Source organism: Aeromonas sp. Y311-2, from assembly GCF_027706025.1.
GTDB lineage: Bacteria > Pseudomonadota > Gammaproteobacteria > Enterobacterales > Aeromonadaceae > Aeromonas > Aeromonas veronii.
In genome coordinates this window covers 103,199-121,579 of record NZ_JAPDCL010000001.1, presented here as the reverse complement: position 1 = coordinate 121,579, position 18,381 = coordinate 103,199, and the positions used below count along the sequence as shown (strand labels likewise).

At 58.2% G+C, this 18,381-nt stretch carries 17 protein-coding genes; 13 read left to right on the top strand and 4 right to left on the bottom strand.

Annotated features, from left to right (window positions below; all coding sequences use genetic code 11):
• Positions 1–16 precede the first annotated feature (16 nt).
• The 13 genes from OKC42_RS00585 to OKC42_RS00525 all read left to right on the top strand — a co-directional run bounded on the left by OKC42_RS00585 (position 17) and on the right by OKC42_RS00525 (position 14,742).
• Positions 17–733: a sugar isomerase domain-containing protein gene (locus OKC42_RS00585; RefSeq protein ID WP_270818888.1), complete on the top strand. Its 717-nt coding sequence runs from the start codon at positions 17–19 to the stop codon at positions 731–733.
• Between the two features lie 128 nt (positions 734–861).
• Complete coding sequence (locus OKC42_RS00580; RefSeq protein ID WP_270818886.1) at positions 862–2,022, top strand: DUF2971 domain-containing protein; 1,161 nt, start codon at positions 862–864, stop codon at positions 2,020–2,022.
• A gap of 152 nt (positions 2,023–2,174) precedes the next feature.
• Positions 2,175–2,699, top strand: coding sequence for a hypothetical protein (locus OKC42_RS00575; RefSeq protein WP_270818885.1), 525 nt, complete (start codon positions 2,175–2,177; stop codon positions 2,697–2,699).
• Between the two features lie 630 nt (positions 2,700–3,329).
• Positions 3,330–5,240, top strand: a complete 1,911-nt coding sequence (locus OKC42_RS00570; protein ID WP_270818883.1) for a PTS fructose transporter subunit IIABC — start codon at positions 3,330–3,332, stop codon at positions 5,238–5,240.
• A 588-nt stretch (positions 5,241–5,828) separates the two neighbouring features.
• Positions 5,829–7,235, top strand: a complete 1,407-nt coding sequence (uhpT, locus tag OKC42_RS00565; protein WP_270818881.1) for a hexose-6-phosphate:phosphate antiporter — start codon at positions 5,829–5,831, stop codon at positions 7,233–7,235.
• A 218-nt stretch (positions 7,236–7,453) separates the two neighbouring features.
• Positions 7,454–7,759 (top strand): PTS fructose transporter subunit IIB, encoded by a 306-nt coding sequence (locus OKC42_RS00560; protein ID WP_005334611.1) that lies wholly within the window; start codon positions 7,454–7,456, stop codon positions 7,757–7,759.
• Positions 7,759–8,526 carry a PTS sugar transporter subunit IIA gene (locus OKC42_RS00555; protein WP_270818880.1) on the top strand — a complete coding sequence of 256 codons (768 nt, stop codon included), beginning with the start codon at positions 7,759–7,761 and terminating at the stop codon, positions 8,524–8,526. Before OKC42_RS00560 ends, OKC42_RS00555 begins: the two co-directional genes overlap by 1 nt.
• Positions 8,527–8,630: 104 nt before the next feature.
• A complete protein-coding gene (locus OKC42_RS00550; protein WP_270818879.1) occupies positions 8,631–9,554 on the top strand; it encodes a pseudouridine synthase in 924 nt (307 codons plus the stop codon).
• Positions 9,554–10,051 (top strand): NUDIX hydrolase, encoded by a 498-nt coding sequence (locus tag OKC42_RS00545; RefSeq protein WP_227343090.1) that lies wholly within the window; start codon positions 9,554–9,556, stop codon positions 10,049–10,051. Before OKC42_RS00550 ends, OKC42_RS00545 begins: the two co-directional genes overlap by 1 nt.
• A 150-nt stretch (positions 10,052–10,201) precedes the next feature.
• The gene (gene mnmA, locus OKC42_RS00540; protein WP_005353619.1) at positions 10,202–11,308 is read left to right on the top strand and encodes a tRNA 2-thiouridine(34) synthase MnmA; all 1,107 of its coding nucleotides are present in this window, start codon (positions 10,202–10,204) and stop codon (positions 11,306–11,308) included.
• Between the two features lie 23 nt (positions 11,309–11,331).
• On the top strand, positions 11,332–11,946 hold the full coding sequence (gene hflD, locus OKC42_RS00535; protein WP_005334622.1) for a high frequency lysogenization protein HflD: 615 nt from the start codon (positions 11,332–11,334) through the stop codon (positions 11,944–11,946).
• Positions 11,947–12,075: 129 nt separating this feature from the next.
• Positions 12,076–13,446, top strand: coding sequence for an adenylosuccinate lyase (purB, locus tag OKC42_RS00530; protein ID WP_005334624.1), 1,371 nt, complete (start codon positions 12,076–12,078; stop codon positions 13,444–13,446).
• A 165-nt stretch (positions 13,447–13,611) separates the two neighbouring features.
• Positions 13,612–14,742: a ribosomal protein uL16 3-hydroxylase gene (locus OKC42_RS00525; protein ID WP_042082456.1), complete on the top strand. Its 1,131-nt coding sequence runs from the start codon at positions 13,612–13,614 to the stop codon at positions 14,740–14,742.
• Positions 14,743–14,805: 63 nt separating this feature from the next.
• Here OKC42_RS00525 and OKC42_RS00520 read toward each other — a convergent pair whose 3' ends face one another.
• Genes OKC42_RS00520 through pdxH form a run of 4 tightly spaced genes read right to left on the bottom strand, consistent with a single transcriptional unit; the run spans position 14,806 to position 18,263 of the window.
• On the bottom strand, positions 14,806–15,327 hold the full coding sequence (locus tag OKC42_RS00520; RefSeq protein WP_042082457.1) for a GNAT family N-acetyltransferase: 522 nt from the start codon (positions 15,325–15,327) through the stop codon (positions 14,806–14,808).
• Positions 15,328–15,333: 6 nt separating this feature from the next.
• Positions 15,334–16,974, bottom strand: a complete 1,641-nt coding sequence (locus OKC42_RS00515; RefSeq protein WP_270818878.1) for a GNAT family N-acetyltransferase — start codon at positions 16,972–16,974, stop codon at positions 15,334–15,336.
• Positions 16,974–17,588, bottom strand: coding sequence for a glutathione S-transferase family protein (locus tag OKC42_RS00510; RefSeq protein ID WP_042082459.1), 615 nt, complete (start codon positions 17,586–17,588; stop codon positions 16,974–16,976). Before OKC42_RS00510 ends, OKC42_RS00515 begins: the two co-directional genes overlap by 1 nt.
• Before the next feature lie 36 nt (positions 17,589–17,624).
• Positions 17,625–18,263, bottom strand: coding sequence for a pyridoxamine 5'-phosphate oxidase (pdxH, locus tag OKC42_RS00505; RefSeq protein ID WP_042082460.1), 639 nt, complete (start codon positions 18,261–18,263; stop codon positions 17,625–17,627).
• Positions 18,264–18,381: the final 118 nt, after the last annotated feature.

Below are 18,381 nucleotides of genomic sequence, written 5' to 3'. Positions count from 1 at the left end.
CAAGGATCCCGCCGTTATGTTTGAGTACGTCGAAAAACTGCAAACGCGCATCGCTACCATGGTCAGCCAGAACGAAGCCGGGATCCGGCAGGCGGCCCACTGGTTTAGCGAGGCCATCGTTCACAACCAGATGATCCATATGCTGGGCACCGAACACTCTCATATGGTCGGGCTGGAGGGGTTTATCCGTGCCGGTGGCCTTGGCAATATCAACGCCGTGCTCGACTCCACCGTCACCACCGCCGATGGTGCCCTGCGCAGTTCGGCGCTGGAAAAACTGCCCGGGCTTGCCGCCATTTTGTGGGAGGATCAGCCGATTGCGCCGGGGGATCTGATGGTGGTCATCTCCAATTCGGGGCGCAACGCCCTGCCCATCGAGTGGGCCCAGCTTGCCAGAGCACGCGGCCACAAGCTGATCGCTATTACCTCGGTGGCGCAATCGGCACAAAACCCGAGTCGTCACCCTTCTGGCCAAAAACTGATGGAGCTGGCCGATCTGGTACTGGATAACTGCGTGCCGCCGGGCGATGGACTGTGCGAAGTCAATGATCGGGTCACCGGCGCCTTCTCCTCCATCTCCGGCATGGTGCTGATCAATACGCTGGTAGTCGAAGCGCAGAAACTGGCGCTGGCACAAGGCGTCACCCCACTTATTTTCTCCAGCCAGAATGTGGATGGCTTTAATAACGATGATGTTTACCGCCATTTTCAAGGGCGATTGAAGTCGATGTAAGCAATTAAGATATTGTCGCGGTAAACGTTGGGCTTCACTTCGTTCAGCTCCAACCTACGATGTTTGGCCCAACATACGAGATACAACCTATTTTTTCCTTTTCTCATAAAATAAAAACAGGATAATCAATGCACGTATATAGATACCGTTCACCAGGTCTTTTATCTCAAAAAGAGCTTATTTATGATGAATGGTACTTTGCCTCCCGTGAAGAGCTAAACGACCCAATTGATATGCAATCAAGATTTGAGTTCCCTGGAAATAGTACAGAAATTTGGAAAAGGGTGCTCAGAGCGCTATGGAAAGATAGTGAATATATAGATTTTTTTGCCAATTACTTATCAAACATAAGTCCTATCTCTTACGAGAAAATTCTTTCTGAGTATGAACACCATGTAAAAAACTTAATCTCTCATGCATACGAGAGTAATAATTTTAATTTGTTCAAACTAGAACAGTTAAATAGTCATATAAACCAGCTATCATCTCTACTGTCACTCTATGCACCAAATGCAGGCTATTCGGTCTCTCTTTCAAAATCAAATAGCGATATGTTAATGTGGTCCCATTATGCATCTAGCCACACCGGTTACTGCTTAATATATAGACCAATTAATAAAAAATTAAATCAATGCCCTCATAGAACAAAGGATTCATTAATCGTTAGTGATGGACATACCAGTCTGATAGGTTGCGATTTCCCTCTAGAAGAGATTCAATACAATAATCAATTAGAACCTATAAACGCATTCTATCTTCTTCCCAGTTTTAACACAGGACTTCAATTCAAATCAGATAGTGAGCGTTTGCATTTTCATTCAAAAATAAAACAGCAACTACTAACAAAAAATGAATGCTGGGATTATGAAGAGGAAGTTAGATTGTTACTTCTACAGCCTAATCACTGGATATCAGGTCAGTCGGAATATAGTAGTTATCAACGCCTCTTTCATTATGATTTTGACCAAGTGGCTGGAATAGTATTTGGTGCAAGGATGAAAAAAAATGAAAAGGCAGCCCTAAAAGAAATTATAAATAAAAAACTAGAAGAGAGAATACGCTTAGAGAACTGTAAGGGTGGTAGAAAATACATCTTCGATTTTCTTTACCAGCAAGCTGAAATTTGCAATTCATCTCGAACAGTAAAAATAATAGATAATGAATTAATATCTATGGGTTCAGTTATTAATGTAGGCACACCATTTTATGAAAGACAGTTAAAACGATGGAAGGATTTTAAAGGTATGACTTGGGATTCAGAAATGTTCAACTATGACGACATACCATAGAAACGTCGGTTAGTCGTGTGCAGCGTATCTAGACATTCATTTAATCACCTCGACCTTCCAGACGCCACAATTTTGTTACCAAATAAGCAGTGAAATTCACCTAGTTTATTACCCCTACGGTACCACAACTTTAAATATCAAAACAAAACATTATGAAATCACGCGTTATTTACTTATTGTTTTTCCTCGGATTATCCAGCCAAATCTCATTTGCTAATGAAACCGGATCTCAAGTTCCACCTCGGCCAGAAGACTACCCGGCACCACCTGTATATAGAGGTAAGCCAGCCAAACTTTCACTAGACTCTGAATTAGCCAGAACATTCCGAACCCGACTTACCGCTGCCTTGTCACAAAAGCCAGTATATGCAGGTGAATATGTACTGACAGGCTGGGGATGTGGTTCATCAGGTTGTTATGATCAAGTTCTTGTCAACAAACGCACGGGCAAGGTACTTGATATGGTATTTAATGCTTATAGCTCATATGATGTAAATGATGAATCTGATATCCGTGTGGGAGAATGGATAGAATCACCCCAAATTGATAGCAGCCTTCTCACAACGGTTAAAGTTGAAAACAGTCAAGACGGAAAGTCTTTTATATATTACACAAACTATTACATTGTTGATAAAAACCAGCTCACGCTTATAAAAACGCTCCAAGACAGTCCATAGATTCGAGTTTTCATCCGGTCACCTTAATCCAGTAGGGTGCAATAAGCGCAGCGCATTGCACCTCTATCTTTGCCACCACCCTGCCTGCCCAAACAAGCGGTGCAATTCACTCTGTTCATTGCTCCCTACGGTGCGCCAATGGCTGTGGTTGTCCTTGCCCGTTGTGGTGGGTTGTCTGACACCTATGGTGCAACCCATTTCTCCAGCTTGTTCTGCTCACGCCTCCCCTGCGTCCGCCCCTCGCATCCCGCCAGCGAGGCCATTTCTGTGCGTTGGCTCACATCCCACCGCCGTTTTTCACCTCACAAATTTATAGAAAGAGTGCTCCCATCCGCTGAGTAAAAACTCACCTCACGGCCAAGGCGCTGAACCACAAATAAACACAACCAATTGATTTTAATCATCAATAAAAATATGAGTGATTCAATCCGCCCCCATTTCAGCCGCTATTCAGCTTTGCGATCAGGGTCACACTCAAGGTGATAGCGCACAAAAATCCAGTTATTCGCACATTTGTCCGATAGGGTGACCTCTGCCCCGGCGCGATAATAGTCGGGTCAATTTTGTCTGCATGCCGGCCTGCAAGGGCGGCATGCCAACAGGCTCCGGCAACGGAGCGGGGAGAGCGCCATGATAACCACCTTGATCAATGAACATCTGATCAATCTCGATTTGAAAGCGACACGTAAGGAAGAGGTCTTCACCGAGATGGCCCGCCTGCTGGTCGCGCAAGGCAAGGTCAGCGACGAACAGCAGTTCGTCAAGGATCTGTGGGCCCGTGAAGAGCTGGACAACACCGGCTTTGAAGAGGGTGTTGCCCTGCCCCACGCCAAGAGTGCGGCGGTCAGCACCCCGGCGGTGGCCATCGGCATCAGCCGCAACGGCATCGAGTACGGCGCCGAAGATGGCAAGCCGTCCCATATTTTCTTTATGATCGCCTCCCCCAATGGCGGCGCCAACCACCATATCGAGGTGCTGGCCGAGCTCTCCGGCAAGCTGATTGAAGAGGGCTTTATAGATGCCCTGCTGGCAGCCAGAACCCCGGCCGATGCGCTGGCACTGCTGCTGGCCAAAAAAGAGGAAGCGGCTGCTGCACCTGCGGCCAACAAGGGGCTGATCATCGGTGTCACCGGCTGCCCGGCTGGTATCGCCCACACCTATCTGGCGGCCGAGTCGCTGGAGCGCGCCGCCAAGGAGCTGGGTTATGAGGTGAAGGTGGAGACCAACGGCTCCATCGGCGTCAAGAACAGCCCGACTGCGGACGAGATCGCCCGCGCCGCCGCCATCGTGGTGGCCTGCGACAAGCAGGTGGACATGGCCCGCTTCGCTGGCAAGCCCCTCATCAAGACCGGCGTCAAGGCCCCCATCAAGGATGGCAAGGGTCTGATTGAGCAGGCGCTGAAAGCCCCCGCCTATGTAGCAGACAAGGATGAGAAGAAGGGTGACGAGAAGCGCGCCAGCGGCGGCAGCTCGGATCTCTATCGCTACCTGATGAACGGCGTATCGCACATGATCCCGTTCGTGGTGACCGGTGGTCTGCTTATCGCCCTGTCACTGGCCATCGGCGGCAACCCGACCCCGAGCGGCATGCAGATCCCGGAAGGGAGCATGTGGAACCAGATCCTCAACGTGGGCGTGGCCGCCTTCACCCTGATGATCCCCATTCTGGCGGGCTATATCGCCTACGCCATCGGTGATCGTCCGGCACTGGCGCCGGGCTTTATCGGCGGCTGGATCGCCAACAACGGCAGCTTCTACGGCGCTGACGCCGGTACCGGCTTTATCGGTGCCATCATCGCGGGCCTGTTGGTCGGCTATCTGGTGCGCTGGATTGCGACCCGTCAGTACCACAAGATGGTGCAACCGCTGGTGCCGATCCTGATCGCCCCCATCGTCGGGTCGCTCTTTATCGCGGCGGTATTCATCTTCATCATCGGCGCCCCGATTGCGGACATGATGACCGGCCTCAACGCCATGCTGCTCTCCATGAGTGGTGGCAGTCTGGTGCTGCTGGGTATCGTGCTGGGTGGTATGGCGGGCTTTGATATGGGTGGCCCGGTCAACAAGGTGGCCTTCCTCTTCTCCGTCGGCATGATCGCCTCCGGTCAGACCCAGTTCATGGGTGCCATGGCCTGCGCCATCCCGGCTGCGCCCCTTGGCATGTCGCTGGCTACCGTACTCGGTCGCAAGCTCGGCATCTTTGACGAGTCCGAGATCGAAGCGGGCAAAGCCGCCGGTGCCATGGGTCTGGTGGGTATCTCCGAAGGTGCGATTCCGTTCGCCGCTCGTGACCCGCTGGCCGTCATTCCGGCCAACGTGCTGGGCAGCATGACCGCCGCTGTGATGGCCTTCCTGTTCGGCATCACCAACAGCGTTGCCCACGGTGGCCCCATCGTGGCCCTGCTGGGTGCGGTCAACAAGCCGCTGCTGGCCCTGCTCTGCATGATCTGCGGTGCCATCGTCACCGGCGTGGTGGCGGTTGCCCTGAAAAAACTGCGGGTCAAAAAGAGTAATGAGGTAACTCTGGCCAAGGCGGCCTGAGTTCCCCTCGCCATAGCGGCTCCTAAACCATAAAAGAGGCCACCCCACGGGGTGGCCTCTTGTTTTTTGGGATGGCTGGCGAGCCGTATTTCCCAACATCGCCCCCCGAGAAATAGTGGTCGATAAGCACTCTTCCCTCATATCTCCCTTCACCTCTCTCCTTGCCTTTCCCTGGCTCCCTTCTGGCCTATCCATCCCACCTCCCCAGCCCAGCCCAGCCCTCGCACAGAGCGCCAAACTGGCTGAAATGGCAGCAATCCGGCGTCAGCGGTGTGATGTTTCTCACGCTTTGTCCGCGAAAGCGCAAAAACTAGGAAAATTTCCTAGCCCCACTAGGGATGGCTCTCAAGCCATTTTTTGCCCCTCTTATTAGAGTCACCCCACCTGATGTCGTGACCCGCACCGCGACGGGCAATGCGCCCCGTTATCCCGTGCCGGGCCCGGGTTTATATGGATGGAGCGTCGAGCGCAGCAACGGCTGACAGCCCCGACGTTCCGTTCCCCCTTCCGTGGCGTGACCTCGAACAACCTATCTACAAATGAGGGGCGCGGCGGAAATACCGTCTATCTCGCAGAGGATGAACGAAAATGTTGAAATTTCTTGAACAGGTCCGGGTTCCCACCCTCGACCTGCCGGTAGAAGCCCGGCGCAAACTCTGGTTCAAGCCGTTTATGCAATCCTATCTGGTTGTATTTATTGGCTATCTGACCATGTATCTGATCCGCAAGAACTTCAACATTGCGCAGAATGACATGATCCAGTCCTACGGTCTCTCCATGACCGAGCTCGGCATGATCGGCCTTGGCTTCTCCATCACCTACGGGGTGGGCAAGACCATCGTCTCCTACTACGCCGATGGCAAGAACACCAAGCAGTTCCTGCCGCTGATGCTGATCCTCTCCGCGCTCTGCATGCTGGGCTTCAGTGCCAGCATGGGCGGCACCGGTTTCAGCCTCTACTTCATGATCTTCTTCTACGCCCTGAGCGGTTTCTTCCAGAGCTGTGGCGGCTCCTGCAGCTACTCCACCATCACCAAGTGGACTCCCCGCAACAAGCGCGGCACCTATCTGGGCATGTGGAACCTCTCCCACAACGTGGGCGGTGCCGGTGCGGCCGGTGTGGCGCTGTTCGGTGCCAACTACCTGTTTGATGGTCACGTGCTCGGCATGTTTATCTTCCCCTCCATCATCGCCCTGATCGTCGGCTTTATCGGCCTGCGCTTTGGTAGCGATTCACCGGAAGCCTATGGCCTTGGCAAGGTGGAAGAGCTGTTTGACGAAGTGGCGAGCGAAGAGGATATCGCTACCGAAGAGCAGCAGCTGACCAAGTGGCAGATCTTCGTGAAGTACGTGCTGCTCAACAAGGTGATCTGGCTGCTCTGCTTTGCCAACATCTTCCTCTACGTGGTGCGTATCGGTATCGACCAGTGGTCTACCGTCTATGCCCACCAGGAGCTGGGCTTCTCCAAAGACGTGGCCATTCAGGGCTTTACCTTCTTCGAAGTGGGCGCTCTGGTCGGCACCCTGATGTGGGGTTACCTCTCCGATCTGGCCAATGGCCGTCGTGGTCTGGTTGCCTGTGTGGCACTGGCGCTGATCATCGCGACTCTGGGTCTATACCAGCATGCGACTACCCAGTTCATGTTCCTGGGCTCCCTGTTCACCCTGGGCTTCCTGGTGTTTGGTCCACAGCTGCTGATCGGCGTCGCCGCCGTGGGCTTCGTCCCCAAGCAGGGCATCAGCGTAGCCGATGGCGTCAAGGGCACCTTTGCTTACCTGATTGGTGACAGCTTCGCCAAACTGGGTCTGGGCATGATCGCCGATGGCACCCCCATCTTCGGTCTGACCGGCTGGACCGGCACTTTCGCGGCGCTGGATATCGCAGCCGCCGCCTGTCTGGTACTGATGGGTTGTGTCGCGGTCGCCGAAGAGCGCAAGATCCGCCGCATCAAGCGCGAACTGAAAGCCGCCGAGCTGGCCGCCCAGACCGCCTGATAGCCATAACAACAGACGCAGATTGTTCAGGGCCACCCACAGGGGTGGCCCTTGTTGTTTGGAGAAAACCCACTTCCGGCTGGCCCATATCAGCCTGCACTGCCGTTCAAGGGAAGGGCATATCCCCATCAAGATCCCACTTTTCATATGGACTTTTGGTAAAAGCCCCCCGCTGGCGCTATCTTGTTGCTCCCCCTTGTCAGCATCACAGAGAGCAGATGAAGATCGTCGCCGTCACCGCTTGCCCGACCGGTATTGCCCATACCTATATGGCTGCCGATGCCCTGCAAAAAGCCGCCACTGGGCTGGGACTCAAGATCAAGGTCGAGACACAGGGCGCCATGGGCATGGAGAACATGCTGACCGCCCGCGATATTGCCAGCGCCGACCTGGTGTTGATTGCCTCCGATATCGAGATTGAGCAGAAAGAGCGCTTCCTCGGCTGCACCATCCATCAGGTGAGACTGGAAACCGTGCTGCTGGATGCCAACGCCGTACTCAAGGCCCTGCCGATCCCGGCCTGATGCTGACCCGCGAAATCACCTTCTACTGCCAGCAGGGGTTGAGCATCACCCAGGCCAAGCAGTTGAACCGGCTGGCGAGGATGTTCAAATCCACCATCCGCTGCGCCAACCTCACCCGGCGCCAGACCGTTGCCGCCAGCAACCAGCTCTCCCTGTTGACCCTCGCCACCCAGCCCGGCGATCTCTGCCAGTTGCAAATTGAAGGGTGCGATGCCGAGCTGGCCCACATGGCCTTCACCTGCTGGTGCGGGGAACTGGGTCAACCACTGGTGCGCCCGCGCACCGCCGCGCTGGCGGAGTTGCGACTGGCCAACGCTCTGCCCGACTACCATTTTGCCCTGCGCCAGTTGGCCCACAGCACCGAACCGGTGACCAAGGCCGAAGCGCTCGAGCATCTGATCGATCTACTGCCCGCCGAGCTGGTCAGCAACAGAGCCGCGCTGGAGGAGGCGATCAGTCGGCGCGAGCAGGTCTCGGCCACCATCATCCGCCCCGGCCTTGCCATGCCTCATGTATTGAGCGAAGGGATCAGCCAGCCAGCGCTGACTCTGCTCAATTGCAAGGAGCCCATCGAGTGGGGCTCTCAAATCGGGCCGGTGCAGACCGTTATTCTGCTGGCGGTGCCGGTTGGTAGCGGACGGGAGACCCTGCGCCCCCTCACCCGACTGGCGCAGGCGATGATCGACGATGTGGTCAGCCACGCCCTGCTGTTGGCAGGCTCGGCCCCCGCCCGTCAGGCTATCGTCATCGAGAGCCTGTTAAGCTAGGCGAATTGGCTCTGGGCGCTGCTTGCTGTAACGCCAGCCATTCATCCTGCCCTCAGCACCCTGTGGTACACTCGCTGCCATCGTCTGTCTGAAGTGTGTATCCGATGAAATCTCCCCGATCCCGTCTCTCTGTCAGCCGCGCGCCGCGCGATAACGCCCCGCGCACGGCGGCCAAACCAGCCGCACCCCGCCATGCATCCCCCCGCAAACCGGAGCTGGCCCCAGAGGATCGCAAATTGCTCCTGCTGAACAAGCCCTACATGGTGCTCTGCCAGTTCACCGACGAGGCGGGCCGCGAGACCCTCAAGGATTACATTAAAGAGCCCGGCATCTATGCCGCAGGGCGGCTCGATCGCGACAGCGAGGGGCTGCTGCTGCTCACCAACGATGGCAAGCTGCAGGCGCGCCTCACCCAGCCGGGGGAGAAGACCCCCAAGACCTACTGGGTGCAGGTGGAAGGCATTCCGAGCGAGGAGAAACTGGCCGCCCTGCGCGCCGGCGTGGAGCTCAACGACGGCATGACCCTGCCCGCCGGTGCGCGCATTATGGATGAACCTGCGGTGTGGCCGCGCAATCCCCCCATTCGCAAGCGCAAGGAGATCCCCACCTGCTGGCTGGAGATCAAGATAGTGGAGGGGCGTAACCGGCAGGTGCGGCGGATGACCGCCCATATCGGCCACCCCACCCTGCGCCTTATTCGCTATGCCATCGGTGACTGGACGTTAGATGGATTGGCCCCCGGCGAGAGCCGAGCCCTGCCCGCCCCCGAGCTGGCGCCGAGCTCCAGCCGCAGCCCGCGTCCCTCCTCATCCCGTTCAGGCGCTCATACCGCCAAACCGGCCAAACCGGCAGGGGATGCGCCACGGCGGGCCAGCCAGCCGAGACGGGACGAGCGCCCCCGCAGCACTCACCCAACCGAGCGTTCAACTTCAAACTCGACCAGCGGCAAACCCCGCAGCAGCGGGCGAGGAACGGCACGCAGACCCGCCCGAGCGGGCAATCCCAATAGCAGCGACAAGGAGTCATGATGAGCAATCAGGCAGAGCAATCGGCCACCAGCCACGCCCGCATGGAGGCGCGCCTGACGGTCGCCGCCCTGGTGCAGTGGCAGGGGCGCTTTCTGGTGGTGGAAGAGGAGATAAAAGGCCAGCGCCGTTTCAACCAACCTGCCGGCCATGTGGAGCCGGGGGAAAACCTGCTTGAAGCGGCCTGTCGTGAGCTGAAAGAAGAGACGGGTCTGACCGCCACGCCGACCGCCTGGCTTGGTACCTATCTGTTCAAACCGGCCGACAGCGAGGCCACCTATGTGCGCACCGCCATCATCTTCGACCTTGAAAAAGCGCCGGGTCAGCACCATCCAGAGGATCCTGACGGCGATATCCTCGCCTGCCACTGGCTCACCCTGGAGGAGATCGCCGAGTGCAAACCGGCCCTGAGAAGCCCGCTGGTGTGGCAGTGCATCGAGGATTATCTGGCGGGAACACGCCTGCCGCTCTCGGCGCTCAAGGCCTTTATCCAGAGCTAGGGACAGAGCAGGCATCCGCTGGCAATCGCCACAAGAAAAACGATTTCCTGCCGCAAGGTTCCTGATGGGAACTGCGGCATGGATATGTGACCGGGGGCGCAAAACTCTGGTAGAATACGCCCCGTTTAAACGAACTGGTAACTTCGACTAATGACAGACAACAGCCAAATCAAGGTGATCGTCGGCATGTCCGGCGGCGTGGATTCTTCCGTCTCGGCCTACCTGCTCCAGCAGCAGGGCTATCAGGTCGAAGGCTTGTTCATGAAGAACTGGGAAGAAGACGACACGGACGAGTACTGCTCTGCCGCCCAGGATTTGGCTGATGCCAAGGCCGTCTGCGACAAGCTGGGGATGAAACTCCATACCATCAACTTCGCGGCCGAGTACTGGGACAATGTGTTCGAGCATTTCCTCGAAGAGTACAAGGCGGGCCGCACGCCGAACCCCGATATCCTGTGCAACAAGGAGATCAAGTTCAAGGCGTTCCTCGAATTTGCCGCCGAAGAGCTGGGTGCCACTTATATCGCCACCGGCCACTATGTGCGCCGTGACGACAGCACCGGCCGCCCGCGCCTGCTGCGCGGGCTCGATACCAACAAGGATCAGAGCTACTTCCTCTATACCCTGAGCGAGAAGCAAGTGGGTCAGAGCCTGTTCCCGGTTGGCGATCTGGAGAAGCCCGAGGTGCGCCGCATCGCCGAGCAGCTGGATCTCATCACCGCCAAGAAGAAAGACTCCACCGGCATCTGCTTTATCGGTGAGCGCAAGTTCAAGGACTTCCTGGCCAAGTTCCTGCCCGCCCAGCCCGGTAAAATCGAGACCGTGGATGGCAAGGTGATCGGCGAGCATCAGGGTCTGATGTATCACACCCTGGGCCAGCGCAAGGGGCTCGGCATCGGTGGTCGCAAAGATGCCACCGAAGAGGCCTGGTATGTGGTCGACAAAGAGGTCGAACGCAACGTGCTGGTGGTGGCGCAGGGCGAACATCCCCGCCTCTACTCCGATGGTTTGATTGCCAGCCAATTGCACTGGGTGGATCGCACCCCCATTCGCGAGCCGCGTCGCTGCACCGTCAAGACCCGCTACCGCCAGCAGGATATTCCCTGCCTGATCCAGCCCATCGACGACGAGACCATCCGGGTCATCTTCGACGAGAAACAGGCTGCGGTCACCCCGGGCCAATCCGCCGTCTTCTACGACGGGGAAGTGTGTCTGGGCGGCGGCATCATCGAACAACGTTTCAGCCATCCGGTTTGAATCCTTAACAGAAGGCAGCAGACGTGAGCGATAAATTCCAAGACAGAACAATGGCCTTTGCCGGCATCTGCCAGGCCGCGTATCTGGTGCAGAAGGTGGCCCGAGACGGCAGCTGTGACGAGGCCGCCCTGCGCGAGAGCCTCTCCAGCATTCTGGTGACCAACCCGAGCCAGCCGCTCGAGGTGTTCAACAACACCCATCTGGCCATTCGCGACGGCTACCGTGCGCTGGTCGAGCAGCTGGGAGCAGATGGCAGCCAGAAAAATGCCGAGCTGACCCGCTACGTGGTGAGCCTGATTGCGCTAGAGCGCAAGCTGGCCAAGCGCAAGGACATTCTCAATATGCTGGGTGAGCGGATCAGCCAGATTGGCCGCCAGCAACAGCACTTCGATCTGCTCGACGAGCAGATTTTGGCCAACATGGCGAGCATCTACAGCGATCTTATCAGCCCCATCGGGCCGCGCATCCAGGTTGCGGGTACCCCGCTGTTCCTGCAGCAACCGCTGGTGCAGCACAAGGTGCGCGCCCTGCTGCTGGCGGGCATTCGTGCCTGCGTGCTGTGGCGCCAGCTCGGTGGCAGCCGCACCCAGATCATCTTCGCTCGCAAGAAGATGGTGGAGCTGGCCAAACGTTACTAATCATCGGCTCGCGCGCGGGCAAGCGAGGTCAACATCAGGGTGAACAGCCGCACATCCGCCCTGACGACGACTCAGCCCCACGCGCGAGTGGATACGGATCCCCCACACAAATCATCAGGAGTTCACCCCATGGAGCTGTCCGCGCTGACTGCTGTTTCCCCGATTGACGGTCGTTATGGCGACAAGGCCGATGCCCTGCGCCCTATCTTCTCCGAATTCGGCCTGCTGCGTTTTCGCGTCGAAGTCGAGGTGCGCTGGTTGCAAAAACTGGCCAGCCACGCCGGGATCCCGGAAGTCCCTGCCCTGAGCGCGGCCGCCAACGCCCTGCTCGATGGCATCGTCAGCAACTTCAACGAGAGTGACGCCGCCCGCATCAAACAGATCGAGCGCACCACCAACCATGATGTGAAAGCGGTGGAGTACTTCCTCAAAGAAAAAGTCGAAGTGAACCCGGAGCTGGCGGCTGTCAGCGAGTTCATCCACTTCGCCTGCACCTCGGAAGACATCAACAACAACTCCCACGGTCTGATGCTGAAAACTGCCCGCGAAGAGGTCATCAAGCCTTATTGCGAAAAGCTGATCAGCGAGCTCAAGCGTCTGGCCCACGAGTACCGTGACATGCCGCTGCTCTCCCGCACCCACGGTCAGCCTGCCACCCCGAGCACCATGGGCAAGGAGATGGCCAACGTCGCCTATCGTCTTGAGCGCCAGTTCAAGCAGATCATGGCGGTGGAGATCCTCGGCAAGATCAACGGTGCGGTCGGCAACTACAACGCCCACCTTAGCGCCTACCCGGATGTGGACTGGCACCAGTTCTCCGAGGAGTTTGTTACCTCCCTGGGTCTGACCTGGAACCCCTACACCACCCAGATCGAGCCGCACGACTATATCGCCGAGCTGTTCGACGCCATGGCCCGCTTCAACACCATCCTGATCGACTTCGACCGCGATGTGTGGGGTTACATCTCCCTGGGTCACTTCAAGCAGCGCACCATCGCGGGGGAAATCGGCTCCTCCACCATGCCGCACAAGGTCAACCCCATCGACTTCGAGAACTCCGAAGGCAATCTGGGTCTGGCCAACGCCGTGTTCCAGCATCTGGCGAGCAAGCTGCCCATCTCCCGCTGGCAGCGTGATCTGACCGACTCGACCGTGCTGCGCAACCTGGGTGTGGCGGTGGGTTACTCCCTGATTGCCTATCAGGCGACCCTCAAGGGTATCTCCAAGCTGGAAGCCAACGACGCCGCCATGGCCGCCGATCTGGATGCCAACTGGGAAGTGCTGGCCGAGCCGATCCAGACCGTGATGCGCCGCTACGGTATCGAGAAGCCCTACGAGAAGCTCAAGGAGCTGACCCGTGGTCGCCGCGTCGATGCCGAAGGGATGCGTACCTTTATCGACACCCTGGAGCTGCCGGAAGCGGTCAAGGTTGAGCTGAAGAAGCTGACCCCGGCCAACTACATCGGTGACGCCCAGCGTTTGGTTGACCTGCTGAAATAAGCGGATAAATGACACCACCGGGGCCCTGTGCATGATCTGCAACAGGGCCCCGGTTATTTTATGTGGCACCCTATATACGGTTTGCAAGCGGGCTTGCCCGAGGCCGGCAGCCGCCTCTGGCAAGACCTCTCCTGACCTTTGTCGAACCCTTTGACGAGAAGATCTATGTACGAACTCAATCTGGATATCGCTCACTTCCTTGAGCACTACTGGCAGAAGCGCCCACTCCTTATCAAGGGCGGCTTCAAGGACTTTCAGGATCCCATCAGCCCGGACGAGCTGGCCGGTCTGGCCATGGAAGAGGTGGTAGAGTCCCGCCTCGTCACTCGTTTCGACGGCAAGTGGGATGCCGCCCACGGTCCCTTCGAATCCTACGACCATCTGGGCGAAGAGAACTGGACCATTCTGGTACAGGCTTGCAACCACTGGGCTCCCGAGGTGAACGAGCTGGCCGTGCCGTTCCAGTTCATCCCGGGCTGGCGCTTTGACGATGTGATGGTGAGCTTCTCCACCCCCCATGCGGGTGTCGGCCCCCACATCGACAACTACGATGTGTTCATCACCCAGGGTCTGGGCAAGCGCCACTGGCGAGTCGGCGATGCCAAGCCCCTCAACGAGTTCGCCGCCCACGCCGCCCTGCTGCACTGCGAGCCGTTCGAGGCGATCATCGACGTCATCATGGAGCCGGGTGACATCCTCTACATTCCGCCAGGATTCCCCCACGAAGGCTACGCCATCGAGCCCTCCATGAACTTCTCGGTGGGTTTCCGCGCACCGGATGCCAAAGCACTTATCTCCTCCTTTGCCGATCATCTGATCGACAACGAGGTGCGTACCGAGCGTTACGGCGACGCCGACCTCAAGCCCCGTGCCCGTCACGGCGAGATCCAGCCCCACGAGCTGCACCGTCTGCGCGAGCTGATGCAGCAGGCCCTCGATGACGAGATCCTGTTCAAGGAGTGGTTCGGCACCATGATCTCCGAGGCCAAGCACGATCTGGACGTCAATCCGGTCGAGCCGGACTATAGCGCCGAGGAGGTTGCCGACCTGCTGACCCAGGGCGAGCCCGCCATCAAGGTGCCGGGTCTGCGCACCGTCTGGTTTAGCGGCGAAAGCCAGCAGTGCTTCATCGACGGCGAAGCCTGGACTCTGCAGAGCGAAGACGCGGCAGCCATTTCCCTGTTGTGTGACAAGGACATCATCACTCAGGCCGACCTGGTGGAGCTGGCCGATCAGGCAGGTTTCCTGCAACTGCTGACCCGTCTGGTCAACCGCGGTTACTGGTTCTTCAACTAACCTGACTGGCTGATATAGATGAAAAAGGCGCCATCAGGCGCCTTTTTCACAGATGTCGACCATTCACACCTCGAGCGGCTCTTCGTCAGGCAGCTCGTCAAACAGCGGGTGATAGAGCACCTCACCCTGCACACCCGCAAAACCGCGCTCCTGCAGCTCCATCGCCATAAAGCAGTCGGCAGGTACCTCATAGATGCAGTGCAGGCCAAACTCGCTGGCCGGGCGGAAACCGAAACGGCTGTAATAGGCCGGATCCCCGAGTACCACCACCCCTTTCCAGTCCATCTCGAGCGCCGTATCAAGCCCTTCACGGATAAGATCCGAGCCAATCCCCTGGCCTTGCCAGTCGGGATGAACCGCGACCGGCGCCAGACCGAGCCAGGGCCCTTCCATGCCGTTAATGGTGATCGGGCTTAGCATCAGATGCCCCATGAACTCGTACTCTTCCTCTTCGACCATGGTCACTACGGCAGCACCACATTCGCGCAGGCGGTTGACCAGTTCGGCCTCATCGGAACGACCGAAGGCAGCACTCAGCAGCTCATAAACCGGCAGCATGTCACCGGGGCGCTCGGTTCTCAACATCAGGTATTACTCCTCGTACAGCAGAGCGGGCATTATTCCACACAACGGCTGGTCATTCTGAGTACCTTTGTCCAAAAATGGGAGGGTACACTCAGGAAAACGAGCAGCAAACTGCAGCTGCAAGGCGGTTAGCGTAGCCGGGGTGACCCTGTTCATCGCCTCGTGGTAGGCCAGCCAGAGGGCGGGAGCCTCCCGCGCCAACCGCTCAAAGGTCAGTTCTGGCGTTTGATACCAACAGCCATCCAGCTCATCGACCAGCTCCGGCAGCTCCACCAGCAGCCGTAACTGCTGATAGCGTATCTGCGAAGAGTCACCCTGATCGCCCAGCGCCTGCGCCATCAACTGGTTGAACCAGTGGAGCCGTGATGCACGCTCCTCGCGGCTGAGCAGGTCGGGCCCCTGACGCTGCAGCGCGGACAGTTGCAGCAACCACGCCAGCCCCTGTTCATCCCTGTCTTTCAGCAAGACGCCGCCAAGATGGGACAACTGCTCCGGTTCGGCCTGCTCCAGCAGATCGACGGGGTAACAGTGCAGCGCCAGCAACCGCTCAAGATGCGGCGGGCAGTGCAGAAAACAGGGCTTCTCCCCCGCGCCCCTCTCATCCACAAAGAGCGAAATGGCCAGCTTGCCGTTGGTACTCTGCCGATTGGTCGTGGCGGGATCCCACAGGATCACCACGGCGATCCGCTCATCAGCAAGCCAGCGGGAAATCTCCTCGGCCAAGGGATTGGGTAAGGAGGGGGCGCGATCCAGTCGCCAGTAACTCACGTCACACGGCTGGCGACCACTGATATGGCGCCGCCCGCGATAGTGCATCCCCACTTTTGCCATCACCCGGCCGGAAGCTAAATTGTCTGGCATATGGCGAGCCGTCAGCGCAGGCAGTTGCAGTTGGTCAAAGGCAAACGCCTTGACCAAGCTGGCGGCCCGAGTCGCCAGACCGCGATTTTGCCAGGGCACGCCCACCCACCAGGCGAGCTCGCCATTCCAGTGCAGGGAGATCACCCCAAGCAACGCCGCACCTTGCTCCTCTGGCAAGGTGATGACCCAGCTCCAGCCAAGGCCAAGCGCCGCCTTGCGCCAGCTGAGCGCCAGCCAGTCGCGGGCCCCCTCCGGCGGATAGGGGTGAGGAATATTGAGGGTGTAGCGCGCCAGCGCCTCGTCGCTGCAGTAGCGCACTATCTCGCGCTCATCGTCGGCCTGCAGTGGTCGCAGCACGACGCCTGATAGCGAATGCCCCTCAGCCAGGGTCGGCACCGTCATGCGGCGCACCAGCAGGCGATTGAGCACGGCGCCCAAATCGGCCTCGGGGGTAAGCGGCAGATCGGCCCCCACAGGACCAAGGGTAAGCAGACCCTGCTCTCTGGCGAGGGTCAGTAGCGAGGTGGAGGCACTGATCAGGATCTGGCGGCTGGGATCAACATGAAAATCCGTCAGCAGATCGCCATCGAGCCAGGCAGCCAGCAGAGCCCCCGGGCAGAGCACCCCGTCAGGAGGACTGCTCGCCCAGGGAGCATCGGTTTGATCGAGGGCGGCGGCCGCCTCTTTGCCCAGCAGCAGCTGCCAGCGATGACCTTGCTGCTGCCAGTGCAGCAACAGCGCAGCCCACTGCGGTTGCCACAGACTGGCCTCGATCAGCAATTCCATCAGCTGGCCTGACAGGCCGCTGGCAGCGTCTGATGGCGGGGATGGGCTTCGATACGGGCGATCCAGCTACGGATAGCGGGCCACCCCTGCAGGGAGAAGATCCCCTCCTCTGCCACATGGGTGTAGGCATAAAGGGCGATATCGGCGATGGTCGGCGCATCACCGCACAGGTAGGGGCTCTGTTTCAGCTGCTGCTCCATTACCGCCAGCGCCTTCTCGCCACCGGCTTTCAGACCGTCGAGCCGCGCCTCCTGGGACTCGGGTCGGCCGAGATAGTGAACGATAAAGCGGGCCACCGCGATGTAGGGCTCATGGCTGTACTGCTCAAAGAACATCCATTTGAGCACCTCGGCCTGCTGGCGCGGATCGGTTGGCCACAAAGCGCTGCCTTGCGCCAGATAGAAGAGGATGGCGTTAGATTCCACCAGCATGTCGCCCTGGCCAATCTCCAGCACCGGGATCTTGCCGTTGGGGTTCATGGCCAGAAATGCGGGGGTACGGGTATCCCCCGCCTGAATATCCACCTCTACCCACTCAAGGGGCAGCTCCAGCCAGCGGGCCAGCAGCCACACCTTGTAACAGTTGCCGGAACGCAGATCACCATACAGATGCATACACACTCCTTGTGAAAACAGAATTGAACAGCGCGATCAGGGAGCCAGACGCTCGATATGCCAGCCATCCCCGTCGCGGGTGTAGTAGAAGCGGTCGTGCAGCCGGTGCTCGCCCCCCTGCCAGAACTCCACCGTCTCGATCACCACCCGGAATCCGCCCCAGAAGCTCGGCAGCGGCACTTCGCCATTGGCAAACTTCTGCTTGAGCTCGAGGAACTTGGCCTCCAGCACGCCGCGGGCCGAGATGCGGGTCGACTGTTTGGAGACCCAGGCTGCGATCTGGCTATCCTTGGGACGGCTGTGGAAATACTTCATCACCTCGAAGGTGCTCATCTTCTCCACCCGACCGGTCACATGCACCTGACGGTCGAGCGTATGCCAGGGGAAGAGCAGGCTGATACGGGGATTGCCTTCCAGCTGCTGCGCCTTGCGGCTGCCCATGTTGGTGTAAAAGACCATCCCCTGGGCGTCGTAGTGCTTGAGCAGCACGGTGCGCTGCCAGGGCTGACCATCGGCATCGACGGTCGCCACCACCATGGCGGTGGGATCGGTCAGTTTGGCCTCACAAGCCTGCGCCAACCACTTCTCGAACAGCTCGAGGGGCTCGGCCGGCAGATCGGCCCGGTGCAGCCCGCCACGGGAGTATTCACGGCGCAGATCAGCAACATCCATCATCTTGATTTTCCTTCAAATAAATAATGGTTCCACGACCATCAAGAGAGTGACGCAGGCATTGTGCGCTCGATAAAGCGACCTTGTAAACCATACAAAAAAAGCGAAGAGGCTAACGCCT

Coding starts and splice junctions, on each gene's coding strand:
- OKC42_RS00515 (WP_270818878.1), bottom strand. CDS start 16,974: ATGGAATTGCTGATCGAGGCCAGTCTGTGGCAACCGCAGTGGGCTGCG.
- OKC42_RS00525 (WP_042082456.1), top strand. CDS start 13,612: ATGTACGAACTCAATCTGGATATCGCTCACTTCCTTGAGCACTACTGG.
- mnmA (WP_005353619.1), top strand. CDS start 10,202: ATGACAGACAACAGCCAAATCAAGGTGATCGTCGGCATGTCCGGCGGC.
- purB (WP_005334624.1), top strand. CDS start 12,076: ATGGAGCTGTCCGCGCTGACTGCTGTTTCCCCGATTGACGGTCGTTAT.
- OKC42_RS00510 (WP_042082459.1), bottom strand. CDS start 17,588: ATGCATCTGTATGGTGATCTGCGTTCCGGCAACTGTTACAAGGTGTGG.
- OKC42_RS00570 (WP_270818883.1), top strand. CDS start 3,330: ATGATAACCACCTTGATCAATGAACATCTGATCAATCTCGATTTGAAA.
- OKC42_RS00560 (WP_005334611.1), top strand. CDS start 7,454: ATGAAGATCGTCGCCGTCACCGCTTGCCCGACCGGTATTGCCCATACC.
- OKC42_RS00550 (WP_270818879.1), top strand. CDS start 8,631: ATGAAATCTCCCCGATCCCGTCTCTCTGTCAGCCGCGCGCCGCGCGAT.
- OKC42_RS00575 (WP_270818885.1), top strand. CDS start 2,175: ATGAAATCACGCGTTATTTACTTATTGTTTTTCCTCGGATTATCCAGC.
- uhpT (WP_270818881.1), top strand. CDS start 5,829: ATGTTGAAATTTCTTGAACAGGTCCGGGTTCCCACCCTCGACCTGCCG.
- pdxH (WP_042082460.1), bottom strand. CDS start 18,263: ATGATGGATGTTGCTGATCTGCGCCGTGAATACTCCCGTGGCGGGCTG.
- OKC42_RS00555 (WP_270818880.1), top strand. CDS start 7,759: ATGCTGACCCGCGAAATCACCTTCTACTGCCAGCAGGGGTTGAGCATC.
- OKC42_RS00580 (WP_270818886.1), top strand. CDS start 862: ATGCACGTATATAGATACCGTTCACCAGGTCTTTTATCTCAAAAAGAG.
- OKC42_RS00585 (WP_270818888.1), top strand. CDS start 17: ATGTTTGAGTACGTCGAAAAACTGCAAACGCGCATCGCTACCATGGTC.
- OKC42_RS00520 (WP_042082457.1), bottom strand. CDS start 15,327: ATGTTGAGAACCGAGCGCCCCGGTGACATGCTGCCGGTTTATGAGCTG.
- OKC42_RS00545 (WP_227343090.1), top strand. CDS start 9,554: ATGAGCAATCAGGCAGAGCAATCGGCCACCAGCCACGCCCGCATGGAG.